Consider the following 18,027-nt stretch of genomic DNA (forward strand, 5'->3'; position numbering starts at 1 on the left):
TTTTTCAATATCTTGCTTCTAAATTATAGAGCAACGATATTTACAGCTGTAGGGCCTTTTTGACCTTGAGCTACGCTGAAAGAAACCTTTTGGCCTTCAACTAAAGTTTTGAAACCTGAACCAGTGATTTCGCTGAAATGAGCAAAAACGTCTGGACCTGATTCTTGTTGAATGAAACCGAAACCTTTAGTTTCGTTGAACCATTTTACTGTACCGTTAACTGTATTAGACATAATGTAACCTATTGAATCGTATGAATTTATAGCCAAAATTTCAGATGACTAACTGTAACTTTGAAAAATAAAAAGGATGGAGCTTTTTGATCTGTAATACGAAGGTTTATGACTAAAACTGCGATACTTAAAAGAAACTAACCAAAACAAGAATTTTTCTAGTTGGGATTATCATACCGCTTATTTTGAGATATACAAGCGTTTTATTTATCTAATTTATTAGGCTATTGAAAAATATAAAATTAAACCTGTATATTTTGTATTCAGATCAGTGTTTTTAGGGTTTTAAAAGGGTAGCTCTCAATCAAAAGAGCGCCGAAGCGCTCTTTGTAATTCAATTTACAGCTTAGTAATCAAAACTAAAGTGCTCTGGCGCCAGCGCGGTCATGGTTTTGGATGGATTCACCATCGCTTCAGCATGACCTTGGGTACGAGGCAGAATACGTTCGAAATAGAAATCAGCGGTTTTGATTTTTGCTTTATAGAACTCAGGTACTTCTGCGCCATCGCCAGAAGCCAGTTTGGCTGAGGCAACTGCGGCTTGCTGCGCCCAGAAGTATGCCATCATCACATAGCCCGAGAACATCAGAAAATCGACTGAAGCAGAAGAGACGATGTCGCGGTCTTTACGGGCTGCCAGCATGATTCGAACAGTTAATGCATTCCACTGGGCACATAGCTTGGTGAGATCCCAGGCAAAACGGCGCATATATTTATTACGCGCATGCTGACCACAGAATTTCAGGATTTCAGCGGTGTAATCACGAATCACTTTGCCTTTCGAGGTTAACAGTACTTTACGACCGATCAGATCGAGTGCCTGTACACCTGTCGTTCCTTCGTACAAGGTAGAGATACGTGAATCACGCACGATCTGTTCCATGCCCCATTCTTTGATATAGCCATGACCACCAAAGATTTGCATACCGTGATTCGATGCTTCATAGCCCATTTCAGTCAGGAAGCCTTTTAGAATCGGGGTATAGAAACCTAAGTGATCATCATGCTGTTCAAAGGCAGCGGTATCGCCACGCAATAAAGCATCATTCATGTTGTCGGCAATTTGCGCAGCATGATAAATCATGGCACGGCCACCTTCGGCAATGGCTTTTTGCGTCAACAGCATACGGCGTACATCGGCATGATGAATGATGGCATCCGCCACTTTTTCCGGATCTTTTTTGCCAGACAGGGCGCGCATCGACATACGTTCTTTGGCATACGGCAGAGCACCTTGGAAGGATAACTCCGCATGACAGATGCCTTGAATCGCAGTACCAATACGCGCAGTGTTCATGAAGGTGAACATGGCATGCAAGCCTTTATTCGGTTCACCAATCAAGTAACCCGTGGCCTTGTCGAAATTCAGCACGGCTGTTGCTGAGGCACGAATCCCCATTTTATGTTCAATCGAACCGCAATTGACTGGATTGCGTTCACCGATGCCACCATCGGCAGCAGCAATAAATTTCGGTACGATAAACAGTGAAATGCCTTTAGTACCTTGCGGTGCATCCGGAAGGCGCGCCAGCACGATATGTACGATATTTTCAGTGAGATCGTGCTCGCCTGCGGAAATAAAGATTTTGGTTCCTGAAATGGCATACGTGCCATCTTCTTGCGGCTCGGCTTTGGTTTTAACCTGACCCAAGTCAGTACCACATTGCGGCTCAGTCAGACACATGGTGCCAGCCCAAGTACCCGCAACCAGATGCGGCAGATAGGTATTCTTCTGCTCATCGGTGCCGTACTGGATAATGGTATTGATACAGCCCACGCTTAAACCCGGATACATCTGGAATGACCAGTTTGCAGTTCCCATCATTTCCGATTTGATCAGGTTTAAAGACATTGGCAGGTTTTGACCACCAAACTCTTCAGGATAAGACAGACCTTGCCAGCCACCTTGGACGAACTGATCATAAGCGTCTTTAAAGCCCTTAGGCGTTTTCACTTCGCCATTTTCAAAATGACAGCCTTCAGCATCACCGCTTTCATTCAGAGGTGAAAGTACATTTTCACAGAAATCTGCTGCACCTTCCAAGATCATGTCTACCGTGTCGGTATCGGCATATTCACCATTCGACAAATTCTGGTAGTGCGCAGGGTAATCGAGCACTTCATTCATAAGGAAGCGAATGTCGTGTAAAGGGGCTTTATATGCTGGCATGCGTTTAATCCTGATTAAAATAGTTTTGGATTATCTGTATCGATTCTTTGATTATTCATATTTGAGATAAAAAAACATTGATAAGGCAAGCAAATAAAAATGTCAGAAAAGCGAATCGAGTCTTAGAGCCAACCAATAAAATCGGATGATTTCATCTTCTGGCTGTCAGCGTACAGAAAGGTTGAAAACTTCTTATCTGATTGGACTTTAATGAATTGAACACCAGATTGTCTAGTGCTACTTTTGTATGAATTGTACTCAATTGTTATCAATAAAAAATTCAAGTTAAAAATGTCATTAAATCCAGTAGCTGAATTTTTAGTCTTTAATAATGGAGTTAAGATCAATTCGGATTGTTGTTACAACCCGAATTCTCTGGTCAAAATAACTGGATATTTATAGAAAATCTTTTAAATCTGGTTTGATGCCATTCCAGATAGAAAAAGATTCCAGTGCCTGACCGACCAGCATGCCAAAGCCTTCAGATGTTGGCACAGCACGTGCTTTGGCCTGATCAAGGAAGGAGGAAGGCTTGCCATAGGCCATTTCATAGGCATAGTTAAACTGTAAGGCTTCTGGAAGCAGCAAAGCATCACCGCTGAGACTGGCTGAAGTGGCATTGATCACCAGATCAAACTCACCTGCAAGATGTTCTAGTGAAATAGCCTGTAATTCGAGCTGCGCTACAGCATCCTGCAGATCCGCAACCAGTTGTTCAGCGCGTGCCAAGGTGCGATTGGCAATCACAATTTTTTTTGCGCCTGCCTGGGCGAGAGGATAGATCACGCCACGGGTTGCGCCGCCTGCACCGATAATCAGGATGTTGGTATTTTCCAGCGGCCAGTTGAGTGCACGAATCGCATCGACCAGACCTTGACCATCAGTATTATCGCCATGCAAAATACCATTTTTCATCCACAGGGTATTCACTGCCTTGGCAATTTTGGCTCGCTCACTGAGCACCTGACACTGGGCAAAAGCCTGCTCTTTAAACGGCACGGTGACATTCATCCCGATTCCGCCATGGGCAAAAAACTCCTGAATATTGGCCTCAAAGCCATCCAGTGGAGCCAGACGTTTGCTGTAATTTAGATCAATTCCGGTTTTTGCTGCAAAAGCATGATGCAATTCTGGAGAGCGTGACTGTTCAATCGGATTACCAATCACGGCAAATTGTTTGCTCATTTCACAATGTCCATGTGCTGAAATGAGCATCAATATACGTGAAAAAGCGCAGGGACTAAAGCCTGCGCTGTTTTAAATAAGGGGGCTGGAAGTGCGGTTTAGGAACTGCAGATGTCCATAATATGTTCTGCAAATACCAGCGCCATACTAAGCACAGCTCCGACCACAGTCAGGATACTCACCAGAATAGCCGCGCCATCCAGAAGCAGATTATGACTCAAAACGGCGGTACTCATCGCACTGATGGCGAGAGCCAGAAAAAGCCAAAAGGCAAAAACAGGAAGATTTAATTGAAGATGATGCATTGTTATTCTCACTAGACATCTAATAGATTGTGATCGATGTAGCGATAGGATGCCGCGACCAAATCAGGGATTACTCTGCAACAGTATAGAGGAATAATGGATTAAAACAGCCCTCTATTTGAGGGCTGTTTGTATCATTTCATTGCAGTTGATTTTAATTCTGTGAGCCAGTCATGGGGTTTCAGATAGTAATCAGTCAAACGCTTTTCCGGCGAGCCTTCATCCCATTCAGGACGATAGGACCAGCCGGTCAGCGGAGGCAAGCTCACCAGAATCGACTCAATTCGGCCGCCGGTCTGCAAACCAAATAGCGTACCGCGGTCATAAACCAGATTGTATTCGACATAACGGCCACGACGATATAACTGGAACTCACGTTGTGCTTCGGTATAAGGCTTATCCTGATTACGCTGGAAAATCGGCAGAATCGCCTCTAGGTAACCATTGCCCACGGCCTGTATATACTGGAAACAGGTATCAAAATCCCACTGATTCAGATCATCAAAGAATAACCCGCCGACACCACGCTGTTCATCACGATGTTTTAAATAGAAATAATCATCACACCATTGTTTATGTTCAGGATAAATCTCTTCACCAAATGGCGCACACAGATCATGCGCCGTCTGATGCCACGAAAGGACATCTTCATCATTTGGATAGAACGGCGTCAGGTCGAAACCGCCACCAAACCACCAGATTGGATCTTGCCCTTCTTTTTCTGCAACGAATAAACGCACGTTGGCATGTGAGGTTGGTACATTCGGATTTTTCGGATGGATGACCAGCGATACACCCATCGCTTGCGCCTTGGCACCGGCAATATTGGGATGGCGTTCAGTGGCTGAAGCGGGCAGTTTGGAAATATTGATATGGGAGAACATCACCCCGCCTTTCTCAATCACGGTACCATTTTGCAAGACACGCGAACGGCCACCACCACCTTCAGGACGTTCCCAGTCATCAATGATAAATTCGGCCGTACCGCCGCCAGCACGCTCCTGTTGTTCCAGTGCTGCACAAATCCGTGCCTGCAAGTCGAGGAGAAATTCACGAACGCGTTGAATATCCGCAGATGTAGGATGCTGCATCAGAGCCTCGTAGGAAAATAAAAAACTAGCTACATCAAAGCATAAAATCAGTCAAAGATTAAGGTCTATTTAGCAATGTAGTGGATTGAACCAGGCTTTAAATTTGAGTATTGATGGACAGAATGGGGCATTAAATCCGACCAAATGGCTAGGTTGAATTCTTTTTTCAAGCTCAGCACAATAACTTGCAAGCGCTCATGGGTTTGGGCATTTCTCGATGGTAGTAGGTGGGTGTCATGTCGGTACAGGTCAGTTCCCTGATTCAAAAATATAATGTTCCCGGTCCCCGCTATACCAGTTATCCGACCGTTCCATATTGGGAAGAGCAGAATTTCTCACTGGAACAATGGAAGCAAACGCTAAAAAAGTCTTTTGCGGAATCCAATCAAAGTGAAGGCATCAGCCTGTATATCCATCTGCCATTTTGCGAAAGCCTGTGCACTTTTTGCGGGTGTCATAAGCGAGTCACGAAAAAACATGAAATGGAACAGCCCTATATTCAGGCAGTGCTGAAAGAATGGGATTTGTATTGTGAGTTGCTGAAAGATAAGCCGGTCATTAAAGAAATTCATTTGGGTGGGGGAACACCGACTTTCTTTTCTGTTGAGCATTTGACTCAACTGATTCAAGGTATTTTGGCCAAAGCAGACATAGCGCCTGTGCATGAATTCAGTTTTGAAGGGCATCCGAACAATACCACGCGTGAGCATTTGCAAGGCTTGTATGATCTGGGCTTTCGCCGGGTCAGTTATGGGGTGCAGGATTATAATGAAACCGTGCAAAAAGCCATTCACCGGATTCAGCCCTATGAACATGTCAAACAGGTAACCGAATGGGCGCGTGAAATTGGCTATGAGTCGATTTCGCATGATTTGGTGTTTGGCTTGCCTTTTCAGCATCTGGACGATGTCTTAAACACCATTGAGCAAACCAATTCACTTCTGCCGGATCGTTTGGCTTTATATAGCTATGCACATGTGCCTTGGATTAAAGGCAATGGCCAGCGCGGTTTTAAAGATGCTGATGTACCCAAAGATGCAATCAAACGTGAATGTTATGAAGCGGCCAAAAAGAAACTGCTGGCGCATGGCTATCATGAAATTGGCATGGATCATTTTGCTTTAGATACAGATGGCATGTACCAGTCCTTTCAAGCTGGAACATTACACCGCAATTTTATGGGATACACCGCCTCTAAAACTCAAGTGATGATCGGTTTAGGAATTTCTTCGATCAGTGATAGCTGGTACAGCTTTGCCCAGAATGTGAAAACTATTGAAGAATATTATGCCTGTTTAGCTCGCAATGAAATTCCGGTATTTAAAGGACATGTCTTAAATCAGGAAGATTTGATTATTCGTCAGCATATTCTGAATTTGATGTGCAGCTTTAGTACCTCATGGGAAAAACCCGAGCTATTTTTCCCTGAAATCGATCAGGTGGTGGAACAGCTTAAAGAAATGGCACAGGATGGTTTGATTCAAATGACAGACTCATCAGTCACGATTTTGGAGAAAGGGAAACCATTTGTACGTAATATTTGTATGGCTTTTGATTTACGTTTAAAGCGACGCATGCCCGAGAACCGGATTTTTTCGATGACGATTTAACACTTAATCCACCCCAGCCCTCCTTTAAGAAAGGAGGAAGTTTTCTCCTCTTTTTGAAAGAAGGAAAAGCCTCCCTGAGCAAGACTTAAGCATTGCTTTAAGTCGAAGCGCAAGAAAGGGAGGTTTGGAGGGATTTATTAAGGGGAGGATTTAAAAATCATCCTTCTGATAAAGATGCGCCATACGTTCATGTTTGGTTTTGAGATATTGCTCATTAAACGGATTTAAGCCGACGGTGAGGGGCACCCGATCGACCACATTAATCCCTTGGGCTTTTAAAGCTTCAATTTTTAAAGGATTGTTGGTCACCAGACGTACCGCTTTGACCTGCAAATGATCCAGCATAATGCTGCACATGTCATATTGACGTGCATCAGCCGGCAGATTAAGCATTAAATTGGCATCGACCGTATCATGTCCCTGATCTTGCAGGGCATAGGCACGAATCTTGTTGGTCAGGCCAATACCGCGTCCTTCCTGACGCAAATACAGAATCGCCCCGCGACCTAACTCATTGATCAGCTTTAAAGTCGCCTGCAATTGCGGGCCACAGTCACATTTAAGTGAAGCAAAGGCATCACCGGTTAAACATTCAGAATGTACACGAACCACGACTGGCTCGTCAGAAACTTCTTCAAGTCCTTTAGACAGCGCGACATGTTCTTCGCCAGTCTTAGGGTCTTGAAATACAGTAATTTTAAATTCACCGTTAGCGGTAGGTAATCTTGACGTTGCGACAAATTCGATTGGCACAGCTGAACCCGTTAAATCCTGAAAGTGGCTAAAGTATAGCGTAATGATTGAACATTGGTAGAATTGCAAAGTCGAAATTCTGTATTAGATTTTCTTTTTTGTAGAAAGCAGACGATAATAGTTGATAAATAGTAAGATTATTCAGGATAATCGTAGCCTGCGATTTTTTCACCCCGATGAGATCATTGTTTAATATTGCATCGCTAGAAGCGTAGCTGAATTGAAGCTGCTACAATTCAGCTATATGATCGGGTACTCCCCATTGACCTAGCTTTAGATTTGCCAGGCTTTAGAAGGCTTTGCCATAATATGCTGTATACAGAAATCCCTACTCAACGCCCTGTAACACCGTTGCTGGATACGATCAATCATCCTGAGCAACTACGTTTACTCGAGCAAAGCCAGCTAGCGCAAGTGGCAGATGAGTTACGTCAATTCATTTTGTATGCTGCCGGGCAAAGTGGTGGACATTTTGGTGCCAACCTCGGTGTTATTGAACTTACGGTGGCTCTGCACTATTGCTTCAATACTCCACATGACCGTCTGATCTGGGATGTGGGGCATCAGGCCTATCCGCATAAGGCATTGACCGGTCGTCGTGAACAGCTCACCACTATCCGGGCCAAAGATGGTCTGGCAGCCTTTCCGGCACGTGAAGAATCTGAATTTGATACCTTTGGGGTAGGGCATTCTTCGACGGCAATTTCTGCTGGTCTGGGCATGGCCTTGGCACGTCGCTACCAGAACAAGCCATGTGAAGTGGTATCGATTATTGGCGATGGCGCCATGACGGCGGGTATGGCCTTTGAAGCCTTGAACGATGCCGTTGCGCACAATGCCGATCTGATGGTGGTGCTGAACGACAATGACATGTCGATTTCTTGCAGTACTGGCGGTTTTGCCAAGCATCTGGCGGCGATCTGGGAGCGTGGTGAATTCGTTAATATTACCGAGGAAGGTGAGGCCTATGTACAGCCGCATCCGGAGTGGCTGTATAACTCACGCTTGCACTGTGCCGCGACTGATGCCGCAGATAACCTGTTTAAAGCCATCGGCTTTGACTATTTTGGCCCTTATGATGGTCATGATGTCAAACAACTGGTGCATGTATTTAAAGCGCTGAAAAAGCGTACAGGCCCACGTCTGATTCATATCTATACTAAAAAGGGCAAGGGCTTTGCGCCGGCCGAATCGGATCAAATCAAATATCACGCGATTAGCAAGCTTAATGCCCTTACCGCTGCCAAGACTGCACCGAAATATTCGGATGTATTTGGACAGTGGCTCTGCGATGAAGCAGCACAGGACTCGCGCTTGCTCGCGATTACACCGGCCATGTGCGAAGGCTCAGGTATGGTGCAGTTTGCCAAAGAATATCCGGAACGTTTTTTCGATGTCGCGATTGCAGAGCAGCATGCCGTGACGCTGGCTGCGGGCATGGCCTGTGAAGGCTTAAAGCCGGTCGTGGCAATTTATTCGACCTTCCTGCAACGTGGTTATGACCAGCTGGTACACGATGTGGCCTTACAAAATCTGGATGTGACCTTCGGTATTGATCGTGCTGGTCTGGTCGGTGAAGATGGTCCGACCCATGCCGGTGCCTATGACTATGCCTATATGCGGACCATTCCGAATATCGTAATCATGGCACCAAAAGACGAAAATGAATGTCGTCAAATGCTGCATACTGCGTATTTATATCCTGGGCCGGCAGCTGTGCGTTATCCACGTGGCAATGGCTTAGGGGTGGATATCCAGCAAAAGATGCTTGAAATTCCAATCGGTCAGGCGGAAATTGTCGCCAGCTTTAATGTGCAGTGTGACGAATATATTTCTATTCTGGCTTTTGGTAGCCGGGTACAGGCCGCAGTCGACGCCGCTGAAGCCTTTGCAGTGAAACATGAGATTGGTGTGCGTGTTGTGAACATGCGTTTTATCAAACCTCTTGATACGCAAATGCTGGATGATCTGGCATCAAGCACCAGTCTGTTTGTGACAGTAGAAGAACATGCCGTGATGGGCGGTGCGGGTAGTGCTGTCAATGAATATCTGGCAGAAGCACAGATTGTGAAACCGCTGCTGAATCTTGGTTTAGACGACACGTTCATGGCTCAGGCCACGCATGCACAAATGTTGCATCAGGCCGGATTGGATGCGCAAGGTATTGAAAAATCAATGAATCAAGCCTGGTCAGCCTTGAGGCAAAGCGTTTTGTCATAAGTTCTTAAAAATTTTAGACACATTTTCTCCAAAAAAGCCCTGATATTTGCTAAGATATCGGGGCTTTTATGCATTATTCTTTATCAGTTTCTTTAAATTTGTAGTGGGTGTTCAATGGAACCTATGGTGGTGATGGCTGCGCGTGCGGCTCAGTTAGTTGGTCAAGAGCTTTTAAAAGCGCATCAGAATCGTCATAAACTCGATCTACAAGTCGAAGAAAAAGGAATTGATGGTCCAGTAACGCGTGTAGATCGTTATTTGGAGCAGTTGACCATCGATACCCTACGTAAAAGCTATAAAAATCACAGTTTCCTTGGTGAAGAGTTTGGCTATCAGGAAGGTAATGGTCACGACGCCGATTGGTGTTGGGTGATCGATCCACTGGATGGTACTTTAAACTTCATTAACGGTTTCCCGCATTTCTGTATCTCTATCGCAGTTCAGCACAAAGGCATTACTCAACACGGGGTGATTTATGACCCGGTGAAAGATGAGCTATTCTCTGCCAGTCGTGGTCGTGGTGCCATGATGAACCAGCGTCGTATTCGTGTGAATGTCAAAGACAGCCTGGAAAATACCTTTATGGCTGTTGGTCACGCTTACCGTGCTAAACGTAATGGCGAAGTTGTATCTTATGCCAAGAACCATTTTCAAAGTTTGTTAAACGTGACTGAAGCTGGCGCGCAATATCGTCGTTCAGGTTCTGCGGCATTGGATTTAGCCTATGTTGCTGCAGGCCGTTTTGATGCTTACTTCGAACTTGGTTTAAAACCTTGGGATATCGCAGCGGGCGAATTGATCGTGAAAGAAGCAGGCGGTACTGTAGTTGATGCACGTGGTGGTAGCGACTCTATGGAAAATGGTCAAGTTTTGGCTTGTTCAATGAAAATGCTTAAACCTTTAATGCAAGCAGTTGTTCCTGCTTGGGGTGAAGCAGCAAAATAATCGGGTTTAGATGAAATATATCTAATTTTCAGAAAAGGCATCCTTCGGGATGCCTTTTTTAGAGCAGTAAAATAGTTAAGAAGGGAGGTAGAGTATATTTCTAACATGATATGAATATTGGAAATATCAAGTGAATTGGCGAAAACTGCCTTTTTATACCGGTTGTTACATTTTTTATTCATATTTAAGTGTATGAAATTAATATATAAATTATAGACAGAGCAAATTAGTTTTAAAACTTAATGACATTGTTGATTATTCTGCTATAATTTCGCCACGCACTTAATTTCTGTTCTTTACCTGAACACTATCTTCTAATCATTGTATGCGCGTGCTGTCCATAGAGAGGACATATCCTTCGCGCCCCAATCGCTTAAGCGATTCCTTCAGGTTTGCGGCCGTAATCATGCGTGCGTTATATCCACATCGTCGTTACTCGGATCGCTGCTGAATCCTAATATTTTCAGCATTATTTGCTGTGCCGCTTTTTGCCGATGTCCATAATTGTTATTTATTAAATGGAGCACCCACTTCAGGGTGAATACTCTCTATGAGCAAAACTTTTGCTGATTTTTCCCTCGACGAATCTCTAACCCAGGCTCTCGATGCTTTAGGCTTTACTACTCCAACTCCTGTACAAGAACAAGCGATTCCAGCTGCACTTGAAGGTAAAGACCTTCTTGTGTCAAGCCAAACAGGTTCTGGTAAAACTGCTGCTTTCTTGCTTCCTACCTTAAATGCGTTGGCAAGCCAAGATACATTAGTACCATTTAAAGACCGCATGAAAGCGGTTACTCAACCGAATATTTTGGTAATTTCACCAACTCGTGAATTGGCACAACAGGTATGTCAAGACGCAATTGCATTTGTACGTCACATGAAAGGTGTTCGTATTGCTGCAATCATGGGCGGTATGCCTTTCGGTAAGCAAATTCAACAGTTAAAAGGCGCGCAAGTTGTTGTTGCAACTCCAGGCCGTCTACTTGACTTGGTGAATCGTCGTCAAATCAAGCTTGATAAAGTTGACGCGTTAATCGTCGATGAAGCTGACCGTATGCTTGACCTAGGTTTCTCTGAAGACTTGGAAGCAATTGGTGAGTTGGCTGCAAACCGTAAACAAACGCTAATGTTCTCTGCGACGTTTGCACCACGTATCATTACACTTGCAGAACGCATGATGAATGATCCACTGCGTATTTCGATTGAAACTGGTCACTCTACAAATACTGACATTACTCAGACTTTGCATTGGACTGACGGTTTTGAGCACAAGAAAAAATTGCTTACGCACTGGTTGAACGAAGAAGACGTTGATCAAGCAGTTGTATTTGCGTCAACTCAAGAAGACACAGATATGCTGGCTGAAGAACTTGCTGAAGCAGGCCTATCAGTTGTAGCGCTGCATGGTGCTATGCCACAAACTGTACGTAACCGTCGTTTACGCAGCATCCGTGAAGGTCGTGCAAAAATCCTTGTTGCAACTGACGTTGCTGCTCGTGGTCTTGACGTACCAACCATTTCACACGTAATTAACTTCGGTCTTCCAATGAAGAACGAAGACTATGTACACCGTATTGGTCGTACAGGTCGTGCCGGTCGTACTGGTAAAGCCATTACACTTGCAACTTACCGTGAGCGTGGCAAAATCCGTGCTTTGGAAGACTTCCTTGATGCGCGTCTAAACGTATCTGAAATCGAAGGTCTTGAGCCATCTCCACCTCCTGCACGTGGTAGCCGTGATGGCGCTGGCCGTGGTCGTGGTCGTGATGGCGGCGGTCGTCGTGATGGCGGTCGTGGTGGTTTTGGCGGTGGTCGTCGTTTTGAAGGCGAAAGCAACTTCAAACGTCGTGAAGGCGGTGATGATCGTCCACGTCGTAGCTTCGATGACAAACCACGTGGCGAACGTCCGGCATTTGGCGAAGATCGTCCACGTCGTGACTTCGGTGATCGTCCAGCGCCACGTCGTGAAGGTGGTTTTGGCGACCGTCCACAACGTTCGTTTGATGACCGTCCAAAGCGTGACTTCGGTGACCGTCCAGCGCCACGTCGTGAAGGTGGTTTTGGCGACCGTCCACAACGTTCGTTTGATGACCGTCCAAAGCGTGACTTCGGTGATCGTCCAGCTCCGCGTCGTGAAGGTGGTTTTGGTGACCGTCCTCGCTCTAATGATGACAACCGTGGCAACCGTGTAGATTACAAGCCAGCTCGTGAAGGCGGTTATGGTGATCGTCCAAAACGTGATTTTGGTGATCGTCCTGCTCCACGTCGTGAAGGTGGTTTCGGTGATCGTCCAGCGCGTTCATTCGGTGATGATCGTCCAAAACGTGATTTCGGTGATCGTCCAGTACGTCGCAACTTTGATGACAAACCACGTGGTGAACGTTCGTTCGGTGGTGAAGATCGTCCACGTCGTAAATTTAACGACTAATAGAGTCGCTAGATGAAGATAAAAAAACCGGTAGAAATACCGGTTTTTTTATGCATTGAGTTTTTTGCTTTTTAACGTAAAATGTCTACTAATTCATATTTTGTCAGGGTTATGATAATTATTAATATGAAAAGTTTAGCTGCTCGATCTCAATTGATAGAGGTGCATATGCCATATATCGCATTGACTTTGATTTTATGTAATATTATCTATTATTTATACAGTGTTTTTAATTAATCAATCTAGTCATTTTAAGCCTAAGTACGTATTTTTATTATAAAAAACACGAAATAATCAATTATTGTCATCTTTTTATGATATTCACCCACCTTTTTCAACTGCTAACATTTTGAACTTCGTTCCTTTATAGTATGCATGCTGAAAAAATGTAGGAATAAACTCAGCTATGAAAAATCAAACAGCGCGAGATACTCAGTCTTTGATTGAAGTCAAGAATTTGAGCTTCAAACGAGGCGAGCGCGTGATTTATGACGACGTGAGTTTAAATATTCGTCGTGGGCAGATTACCGCCATTATGGGACCATCCGGTACTGGTAAAACCACCTTATTAAGATTGATCGGTGGGCAGCTGACGCCTGAGCATGGGCAGGTCTTATTGGATGGCAAAGATATTGCCTCGATGTCACGTTCCGAACTTTTTTCAGCACGTGCACGGATGGGTATGCTATTTCAGAGTGGTGCTTTGTTTACCGATATGAGCGTGTATGAAAATGTCGCGTTTCCAATTCGGGCCCATACCAAACTGCCAGAACATCTAATTAAGGAAATCGTGGCATTGAAACTGGAATCCGTCGGCTTGCGCGGTGCAGAGCAAATGATGCCATCGGAACTGTCTGGTGGTATGAACCGACGTGTGGCTTTGGCCCGGGCGATTGCGCTGGACCCTGAACTGATCATGTACGATGAACCCTTTGCCGGACAAGATCCGATTGTGATGGGGGTATTGACTCGCCTGATCCGTTCATTGCGTGAAGCACTAGATCTGACCACGATTATTGTCTCGCATGATGTGACAGAAACCTTATCCATTGCTGATTACATTTATATTGTGGCAGAAGGCAAGATCCAGGGCGAGGGGACACCGGCAGAGCTAAAAGTGCATCCTTCAACTTTTGTGCAGCAATTCCTGACGGGTTCGGTGGAAGGTCCAGTCGATTATCAGTTTAGTCACCGGGCTTATTTAAGTGATGAGGTACGTTCATGAATGCAATTGCCGCATTAGGTAGACGCGTTATTGAACGTGTACAGGGGATTGGGGTCGCAACCCTGATGCTGTTGCAGATCTTATTTTCCATGCCGACCTGGCTTGGGCTAAGACTATTTGTTTATCAGATGTATCGGGTCGGGGTATTGTCCCTGCTGATTATTGTGGTTTCTGGTCTGTTTATTGGTGCCGTGCTTGGCTTGCAGATGTTCAGTATTCTGTCGACCTTTGGCAGTGAATCCATGCTTGGTACAGCGGTGGCGTTGACCTTGCTGCGTGAATTAGCACCTGTGGTCGCGGCTTTGCTGTTTGCAGGACGTGCCGGTTCGGCTTTGACCGCAGAAATTGGTCTGATGAAAGCCACTGAACAATTGTCCAGTATGGAAATGATCGGGGTGGATCCCTTAAAACGGGTGATTTCGCCACGTCTCTGGGCGGGGATTTTCAGCTTGCCTATGCTTTCGGTGATCTTTGCCGCAGTCGGAATTATGGGCGGCAAAATGGTCGGTGTAGACTTTTTGGGGGCTGATGAAGGCGCTTATTGGAGCGGCATGGAAAGCAGCGTGCAATTCTATAAAGATGTCTTGAATGGCACTATTATTAAAAGTTTTGTATTCGCATTAATGTGTACCTGGATTGCGGTATATCAAGGCTATGCCTGTGTACCGACATCGGAAGGTATTGCAACTTCTACAACGCGTACAGTCGTCTATTCTTCACTGTGCGTTTTAGGCTTTGATTTTGTGTTGACTGCGGTCATGTTCGGAGGTGTTTAATGAAATCACGTACTAGTGAGCTGGCCGTTGGTGTTTTTGTTATTTTATTTGGTATTGCCTTATTCTTTTTAGCGATGCGTGTCAGTGGTCTGGTCGGCAGCAATATTTCCGACAGCTATAAAATGACGGCAACTTTTGAAAATGTGAATGGCATCAAGCCACGTGCCAAAGTCGCTTTAAGCGGGGTGAAAGTGGGACAGGTCGATGATATTACCCTGGATCCTGTAACGCGTCTGGCAACCGTACATATGACTTTAGATGGCTCATTGACCTCATTTAATGCTGAACAATTAAAGCAAGTTCAAGAGGAAGCTCTGGACGAGTTACGCTACAGCTCGGACTATGAAGCAGCGACACCTGCGCAACAAAAAGACATGGAAAAACAACTGTTAGCTAACATGAAATCCATCACCAATATTGATGAAGATGCTTATATTATGGTAGCGACCAATGGCTTATTGGGTGAAAAGTACCTGAAAATTATTCCAGGTGGTGGTCTGAGCTATTTGCAACGCGGCGATCAGATTGCCAATACCCAAGGCACCATGGAAATTGAAGATTTGGTGACGAAGTTTATTACTGGTGGTGCCGGCAAATCGTCAGATAGTCAAGAAACTACATCGGAACAGACGACAGTTTCAGAAACAACAGATGCAGAACCTGCATTTGTTGAATAATAGATTGAGGAGAATTCAGTGAAGACTTTAGTAAAACAAACGCTTGCAGTAAGCATTCTTTCAACAATGGTTGCTGGTACAGTGTTTGCTGCACCGTCTGAAGCACCACCTGCTTTTATTAAAAAAGTAGCAGATGGTTTAATTGAGCGCCTCAAAGCTGACAATGCAAAACTGCAATCAAATCCAGCTTTGGTCAAAAGCATTGTGCGCCAGAATCTGGATCCGTATATTGATTCTCAGTCTTTCACACGTATTGTGATGGGCACGTATGCCACGAACCAATATAGTACGGCGGCACAGCGTGCGCAGTTTGAAAAGAATTTCCGTGAAACCTTAATTGAAAACTATGGTTCTGCCTTTGCCAAGTTCAGTAATCAGACTTATAGCGTGCGTCCTTACAAGGCCAGCAACAGCAAAAACCCTGTTGTGACCATCGACTTTAATAACAAGGGCGAGAAAATTCCAGTAGCATTCCAGCTGGTGGACAAGGGTTCACAATGGAAAATCCGCAATATCAACGTATCGGGTATTGACCTGGGTTTGCAGTTCCGTAACCAGTTTGCTGCGACGGTAAAACGTAATGGCGGTAATATTGATAAAGCAATTGCTAACTTTAAACCGGATGCAGAAGCTGCAATCGACAAGAAATAATCAAACAGGTGAGCCGTGATTACATTCAATGATCAGGAACTACAGGTTTCAGGCAAGATTGACTATGACAATGCACAGGACTATTACTTAAATGGTCTGCGTGTGATCCAGTCACAAAGCAAGTTTCCACTTGTGGTTAATCTGGCTGAGCTTGAAAGTGGCAGTACTTTGGCTTTGGCAGTGTTGGTGCGCTGGCTGCGCCAGACTCCTCAGGCTCAAGGGCTACAGTTTAAAGCTGTTCCTGCTAAAATGATGAATATCATTCAGGCCAGCCATTTGCAGGATGATTTAAACATCGTTCAGTAAAAGAAAAGCACCGAAAGGTGCTTTTTTATTGTGATCAAATTTTAAGAAATCATTCAAATCAAATAGATCTAAATATGGATTGCACGTCCTCTCTGCCTCAGGGAGAGAGTTAGAGAGAGGGGTGTAAAAATCCTCCCTAACCATTTTCTTCACTTTTTAAAGAGAAGTTGAAGAGGGATTAAATAAATATGAATTAAATACAGGCATTTCTTGCGCTTCACTTTAATTAAAGAGCAAGTGAGACTTAGAAAGGGATATCTAATAAAAAAACCTCTCCCTGACAGGAAACATCTCTCCCTTTTCAAAAGGGAGGTTAGGAGGGATTCTAGATCCACTTCTTCCATCTAAAGTAAATTAATGGGCCAATCAGGAAGCCAATTAAAATAATACTGACCATGATGAAACTCATGGTGCCTTGTGCAAAGGGCAGCACTTCGGTGTTCATACCGTAAATACTGGCAATCAGCATTGGTGGCGCAAGCATACTCGGCAGAATCGAGAATCGACGAATGGTATCGTTCTGCTCAGTGTTAATGAATCCGGACGTGGTATCGAGCAGGAAACGTACTTTCTGGAACAAGAAAGCATCATGCTCGACCAGCGAGCGCACATCTTCACTCAGTTCTCGAATATCCGCATCATAAATATGACTGCCCAAGGCGCGTGGACGCGACAGGAAGGTCAGGACGCGGCGTAAATCGATTAAACACAGTTGCGCTTTACCCAACATATCTTCAAGTTGCGCCAAGCGGGTAATCATGTCATCCAGATCCAGAATCTGTTCACGATGGCGGTTATTCAACACTTCAGTTGAATATTTCTCTAAATCTTTATGCACATCTTCCAGAATATCGGCCAGCTCATCCAGCTTGGCTTCGAGTAAGCCCAATAAAATCCAGGTCGGATCTTTATAATCGATTTCATAATCATTGCGGCGCGCGCGGGCACGAAAGGCGCGAAAAGCCACCAGTTTTTCACCACGCAAAGTAAACAGACGATCCTTGTGCAGAATGAATGCAACGGTTTGTACTGTTGCCAGCATACTGGATTCATCTTCGTGTTCATTTTCGACCTGATAGTTTTTATTCTTGGTTAAAAAATAGGTGCTGATATGCAAAATACCGTCATCATCACGGTAAAATCGGGCACTCGAGGAAATATCTTCCAGCGATTTTAAGGTCGGTAAATTTTGCTCGTAGGCATCTAAAATCCATTGCTGCTCTTCCTGTGAAGGCGCAATCAGATCAAGCCAGACTAAATCTGGATGCAGGTCGAAATCACCATTAATCGTGATATCTTCTAAGCTACCGCGCTCTGTGGCGTAAAAGGCTTCAAGCATGCTGTCTTTTCTCCCGGGCGCAGTATGTGAATTGGAATGGGTGTATTTTAGACAAGGAATTGAATAAAAACACTGATATTAAGCAGTTATTTTGGTAAAAAGCGCGCTTGCCG

Annotated in this window: 16 protein-coding genes; 9 read left to right on the forward strand and 7 right to left on the reverse strand. The window is 44.7% G+C overall.

What is annotated here, in order from left to right; translation table 11 throughout:
- Positions 1-23: 23 nt before the first annotated feature.
- The 5 genes from FTV29_RS11025 to hemF all read right to left on the reverse strand — a co-directional run bounded on the left by FTV29_RS11025 (position 24) and on the right by hemF (position 4,984).
- Positions 24-233, reverse strand: coding sequence for a cold-shock protein (locus FTV29_RS11025; protein ID WP_004281542.1), 210 nt, complete (start codon positions 231-233; stop codon positions 24-26).
- 346 nt (positions 234-579) lie between these two features.
- Positions 580-2,403, reverse strand: coding sequence for an acyl-CoA dehydrogenase C-terminal domain-containing protein (locus tag FTV29_RS11030; RefSeq protein WP_100357830.1), 1,824 nt, complete (start codon positions 2,401-2,403; stop codon positions 580-582).
- 396 nt (positions 2,404-2,799) lie between these two features.
- The gene (gene aroE, locus FTV29_RS11035; RefSeq protein ID WP_005094203.1) at positions 2,800-3,588 is read right to left on the reverse strand and encodes a shikimate dehydrogenase; all 789 of its coding nucleotides are present in this window, start codon (positions 3,586-3,588) and stop codon (positions 2,800-2,802) included.
- A gap of 98 nt (positions 3,589-3,686) precedes the next feature.
- Positions 3,687-3,893 carry a hypothetical protein gene (locus FTV29_RS11040; RefSeq protein ID WP_005094202.1) on the reverse strand — a complete coding sequence of 69 codons (207 nt, stop codon included), beginning with the start codon at positions 3,891-3,893 and terminating at the stop codon, positions 3,687-3,689.
- Positions 3,894-4,027: 134 nt separating this feature from the next.
- Positions 4,028-4,984 carry an oxygen-dependent coproporphyrinogen oxidase gene (gene hemF / locus FTV29_RS11045; RefSeq protein WP_005094200.1) on the reverse strand — a complete coding sequence of 319 codons (957 nt, stop codon included), beginning with the start codon at positions 4,982-4,984 and terminating at the stop codon, positions 4,028-4,030.
- A 236-nt stretch (positions 4,985-5,220) separates the two neighbouring features.
- Between hemF and hemN the strand changes: the two genes are divergently transcribed.
- On the forward strand, positions 5,221-6,594 hold the full coding sequence (gene hemN / locus FTV29_RS11050) for an oxygen-independent coproporphyrinogen III oxidase (protein ID WP_180075516.1): 1,374 nt from the start codon (positions 5,221-5,223) through the stop codon (positions 6,592-6,594).
- A gap of 150 nt (positions 6,595-6,744) precedes the next feature.
- Here hemN and ribA read toward each other — a convergent pair whose 3' ends face one another.
- On the reverse strand, positions 6,745-7,347 hold the full coding sequence (ribA, locus tag FTV29_RS11055; RefSeq protein WP_180075517.1) for a GTP cyclohydrolase II: 603 nt from the start codon (positions 7,345-7,347) through the stop codon (positions 6,745-6,747).
- A gap of 309 nt (positions 7,348-7,656) precedes the next feature.
- Here ribA and dxs point away from each other — a divergent pair, with 309 nt between their 5' ends.
- From dxs to FTV29_RS11095, 8 genes are all read left to right on the forward strand, one after another.
- Complete coding sequence (gene dxs / locus FTV29_RS11060; RefSeq protein ID WP_180075518.1) at positions 7,657-9,567, forward strand: 1-deoxy-D-xylulose-5-phosphate synthase; 1,911 nt, start codon at positions 7,657-7,659, stop codon at positions 9,565-9,567.
- 114 nt (positions 9,568-9,681) lie between these two features.
- Positions 9,682-10,512, forward strand: a complete 831-nt coding sequence (locus FTV29_RS11065; protein ID WP_034608351.1) for an inositol monophosphatase family protein — start codon at positions 9,682-9,684, stop codon at positions 10,510-10,512.
- A 550-nt stretch (positions 10,513-11,062) separates the two neighbouring features.
- On the forward strand, positions 11,063-12,940 hold the full coding sequence (locus FTV29_RS11070) for a DEAD/DEAH box helicase (protein WP_005168750.1): 1,878 nt from the start codon (positions 11,063-11,065) through the stop codon (positions 12,938-12,940).
- 406 nt (positions 12,941-13,346) lie between these two features.
- Complete coding sequence (locus tag FTV29_RS11075) at positions 13,347-14,165, forward strand: ABC transporter ATP-binding protein (RefSeq protein ID WP_005094190.1); 819 nt, start codon at positions 13,347-13,349, stop codon at positions 14,163-14,165.
- On the forward strand, positions 14,162-14,941 hold the full coding sequence (gene mlaE / locus FTV29_RS11080) for a lipid asymmetry maintenance ABC transporter permease subunit MlaE (RefSeq protein ID WP_074383590.1): 780 nt from the start codon (positions 14,162-14,164) through the stop codon (positions 14,939-14,941). Before FTV29_RS11075 ends, mlaE begins: the two co-directional genes overlap by 4 nt.
- Positions 14,941-15,618 (forward strand): outer membrane lipid asymmetry maintenance protein MlaD, encoded by a 678-nt coding sequence (locus tag FTV29_RS11085; protein WP_180071967.1) that lies wholly within the window; start codon positions 14,941-14,943, stop codon positions 15,616-15,618. The genes mlaE and FTV29_RS11085 overlap by 1 nt, the downstream gene beginning before the upstream one ends.
- A gap of 18 nt (positions 15,619-15,636) precedes the next feature.
- Entirely contained in the window at positions 15,637-16,269 is a 633-nt protein-coding gene (locus FTV29_RS11090; protein ID WP_005094187.1) for a phospholipid-binding protein MlaC, read from the forward strand.
- Positions 16,270-16,284: 15 nt separating this feature from the next.
- Complete coding sequence (locus FTV29_RS11095; RefSeq protein ID WP_005168745.1) at positions 16,285-16,575, forward strand: STAS domain-containing protein; 291 nt, start codon at positions 16,285-16,287, stop codon at positions 16,573-16,575.
- Positions 16,576-16,900: 325 nt separating this feature from the next.
- Here the strand turns inward: FTV29_RS11095 and FTV29_RS11100 are convergent, their stop codons facing one another.
- Positions 16,901-17,914, reverse strand: a complete 1,014-nt coding sequence (locus FTV29_RS11100) for a CorA family divalent cation transporter (protein WP_005168743.1) — start codon at positions 17,912-17,914, stop codon at positions 16,901-16,903.
- Positions 17,915-18,027: the final 113 nt, after the last annotated feature.

Origin of the sequence: Acinetobacter sp. YH12254, assembly GCF_013417415.1 — a bacterium.
GTDB lineage: Bacteria > Pseudomonadota > Gammaproteobacteria > Pseudomonadales > Moraxellaceae > Acinetobacter > Acinetobacter pseudolwoffii.

Bases quoted from the DNA above. Each gene is read 5' to 3' on its own strand.
- FTV29_RS11025 (WP_004281542.1), bottom strand. From the start codon at position 233: ATGTCTAATACAGTTAACGGTACAGTAAAATGGTTCAACGAAACTAAA.
- FTV29_RS11030 (WP_100357830.1), bottom strand. From the start codon at position 2,403: ATGCCAGCATATAAAGCCCCTTTACACGACATTCGCTTCCTTATGAAT.
- aroE (WP_005094203.1), bottom strand. From the start codon at position 3,588: ATGAGCAAACAATTTGCCGTGATTGGTAATCCGATTGAACAGTCACGC.
- FTV29_RS11040 (WP_005094202.1), bottom strand. From the start codon at position 3,893: ATGCATCATCTTCAATTAAATCTTCCTGTTTTTGCCTTTTGGCTTTTT.
- hemF (WP_005094200.1), bottom strand. From the start codon at position 4,984: ATGCAGCATCCTACATCTGCGGATATTCAACGCGTTCGTGAATTTCTC.
- hemN (WP_180075516.1), top strand. From the start codon at position 5,221: ATGTCGGTACAGGTCAGTTCCCTGATTCAAAAATATAATGTTCCCGGT.
- dxs (WP_180075518.1), top strand. From the start codon at position 7,657: ATGCTGTATACAGAAATCCCTACTCAACGCCCTGTAACACCGTTGCTG.
- FTV29_RS11065 (WP_034608351.1), top strand. From the start codon at position 9,682: ATGGAACCTATGGTGGTGATGGCTGCGCGTGCGGCTCAGTTAGTTGGT.
- FTV29_RS11070 (WP_005168750.1), top strand. From the start codon at position 11,063: ATGAGCAAAACTTTTGCTGATTTTTCCCTCGACGAATCTCTAACCCAG.
- FTV29_RS11075 (WP_005094190.1), top strand. From the start codon at position 13,347: ATGAAAAATCAAACAGCGCGAGATACTCAGTCTTTGATTGAAGTCAAG.
- mlaE (WP_074383590.1), top strand. From the start codon at position 14,162: ATGAATGCAATTGCCGCATTAGGTAGACGCGTTATTGAACGTGTACAG.
- FTV29_RS11085 (WP_180071967.1), top strand. From the start codon at position 14,941: ATGAAATCACGTACTAGTGAGCTGGCCGTTGGTGTTTTTGTTATTTTA.
- FTV29_RS11100 (WP_005168743.1), bottom strand. From the start codon at position 17,914: ATGCTTGAAGCCTTTTACGCCACAGAGCGCGGTAGCTTAGAAGATATC.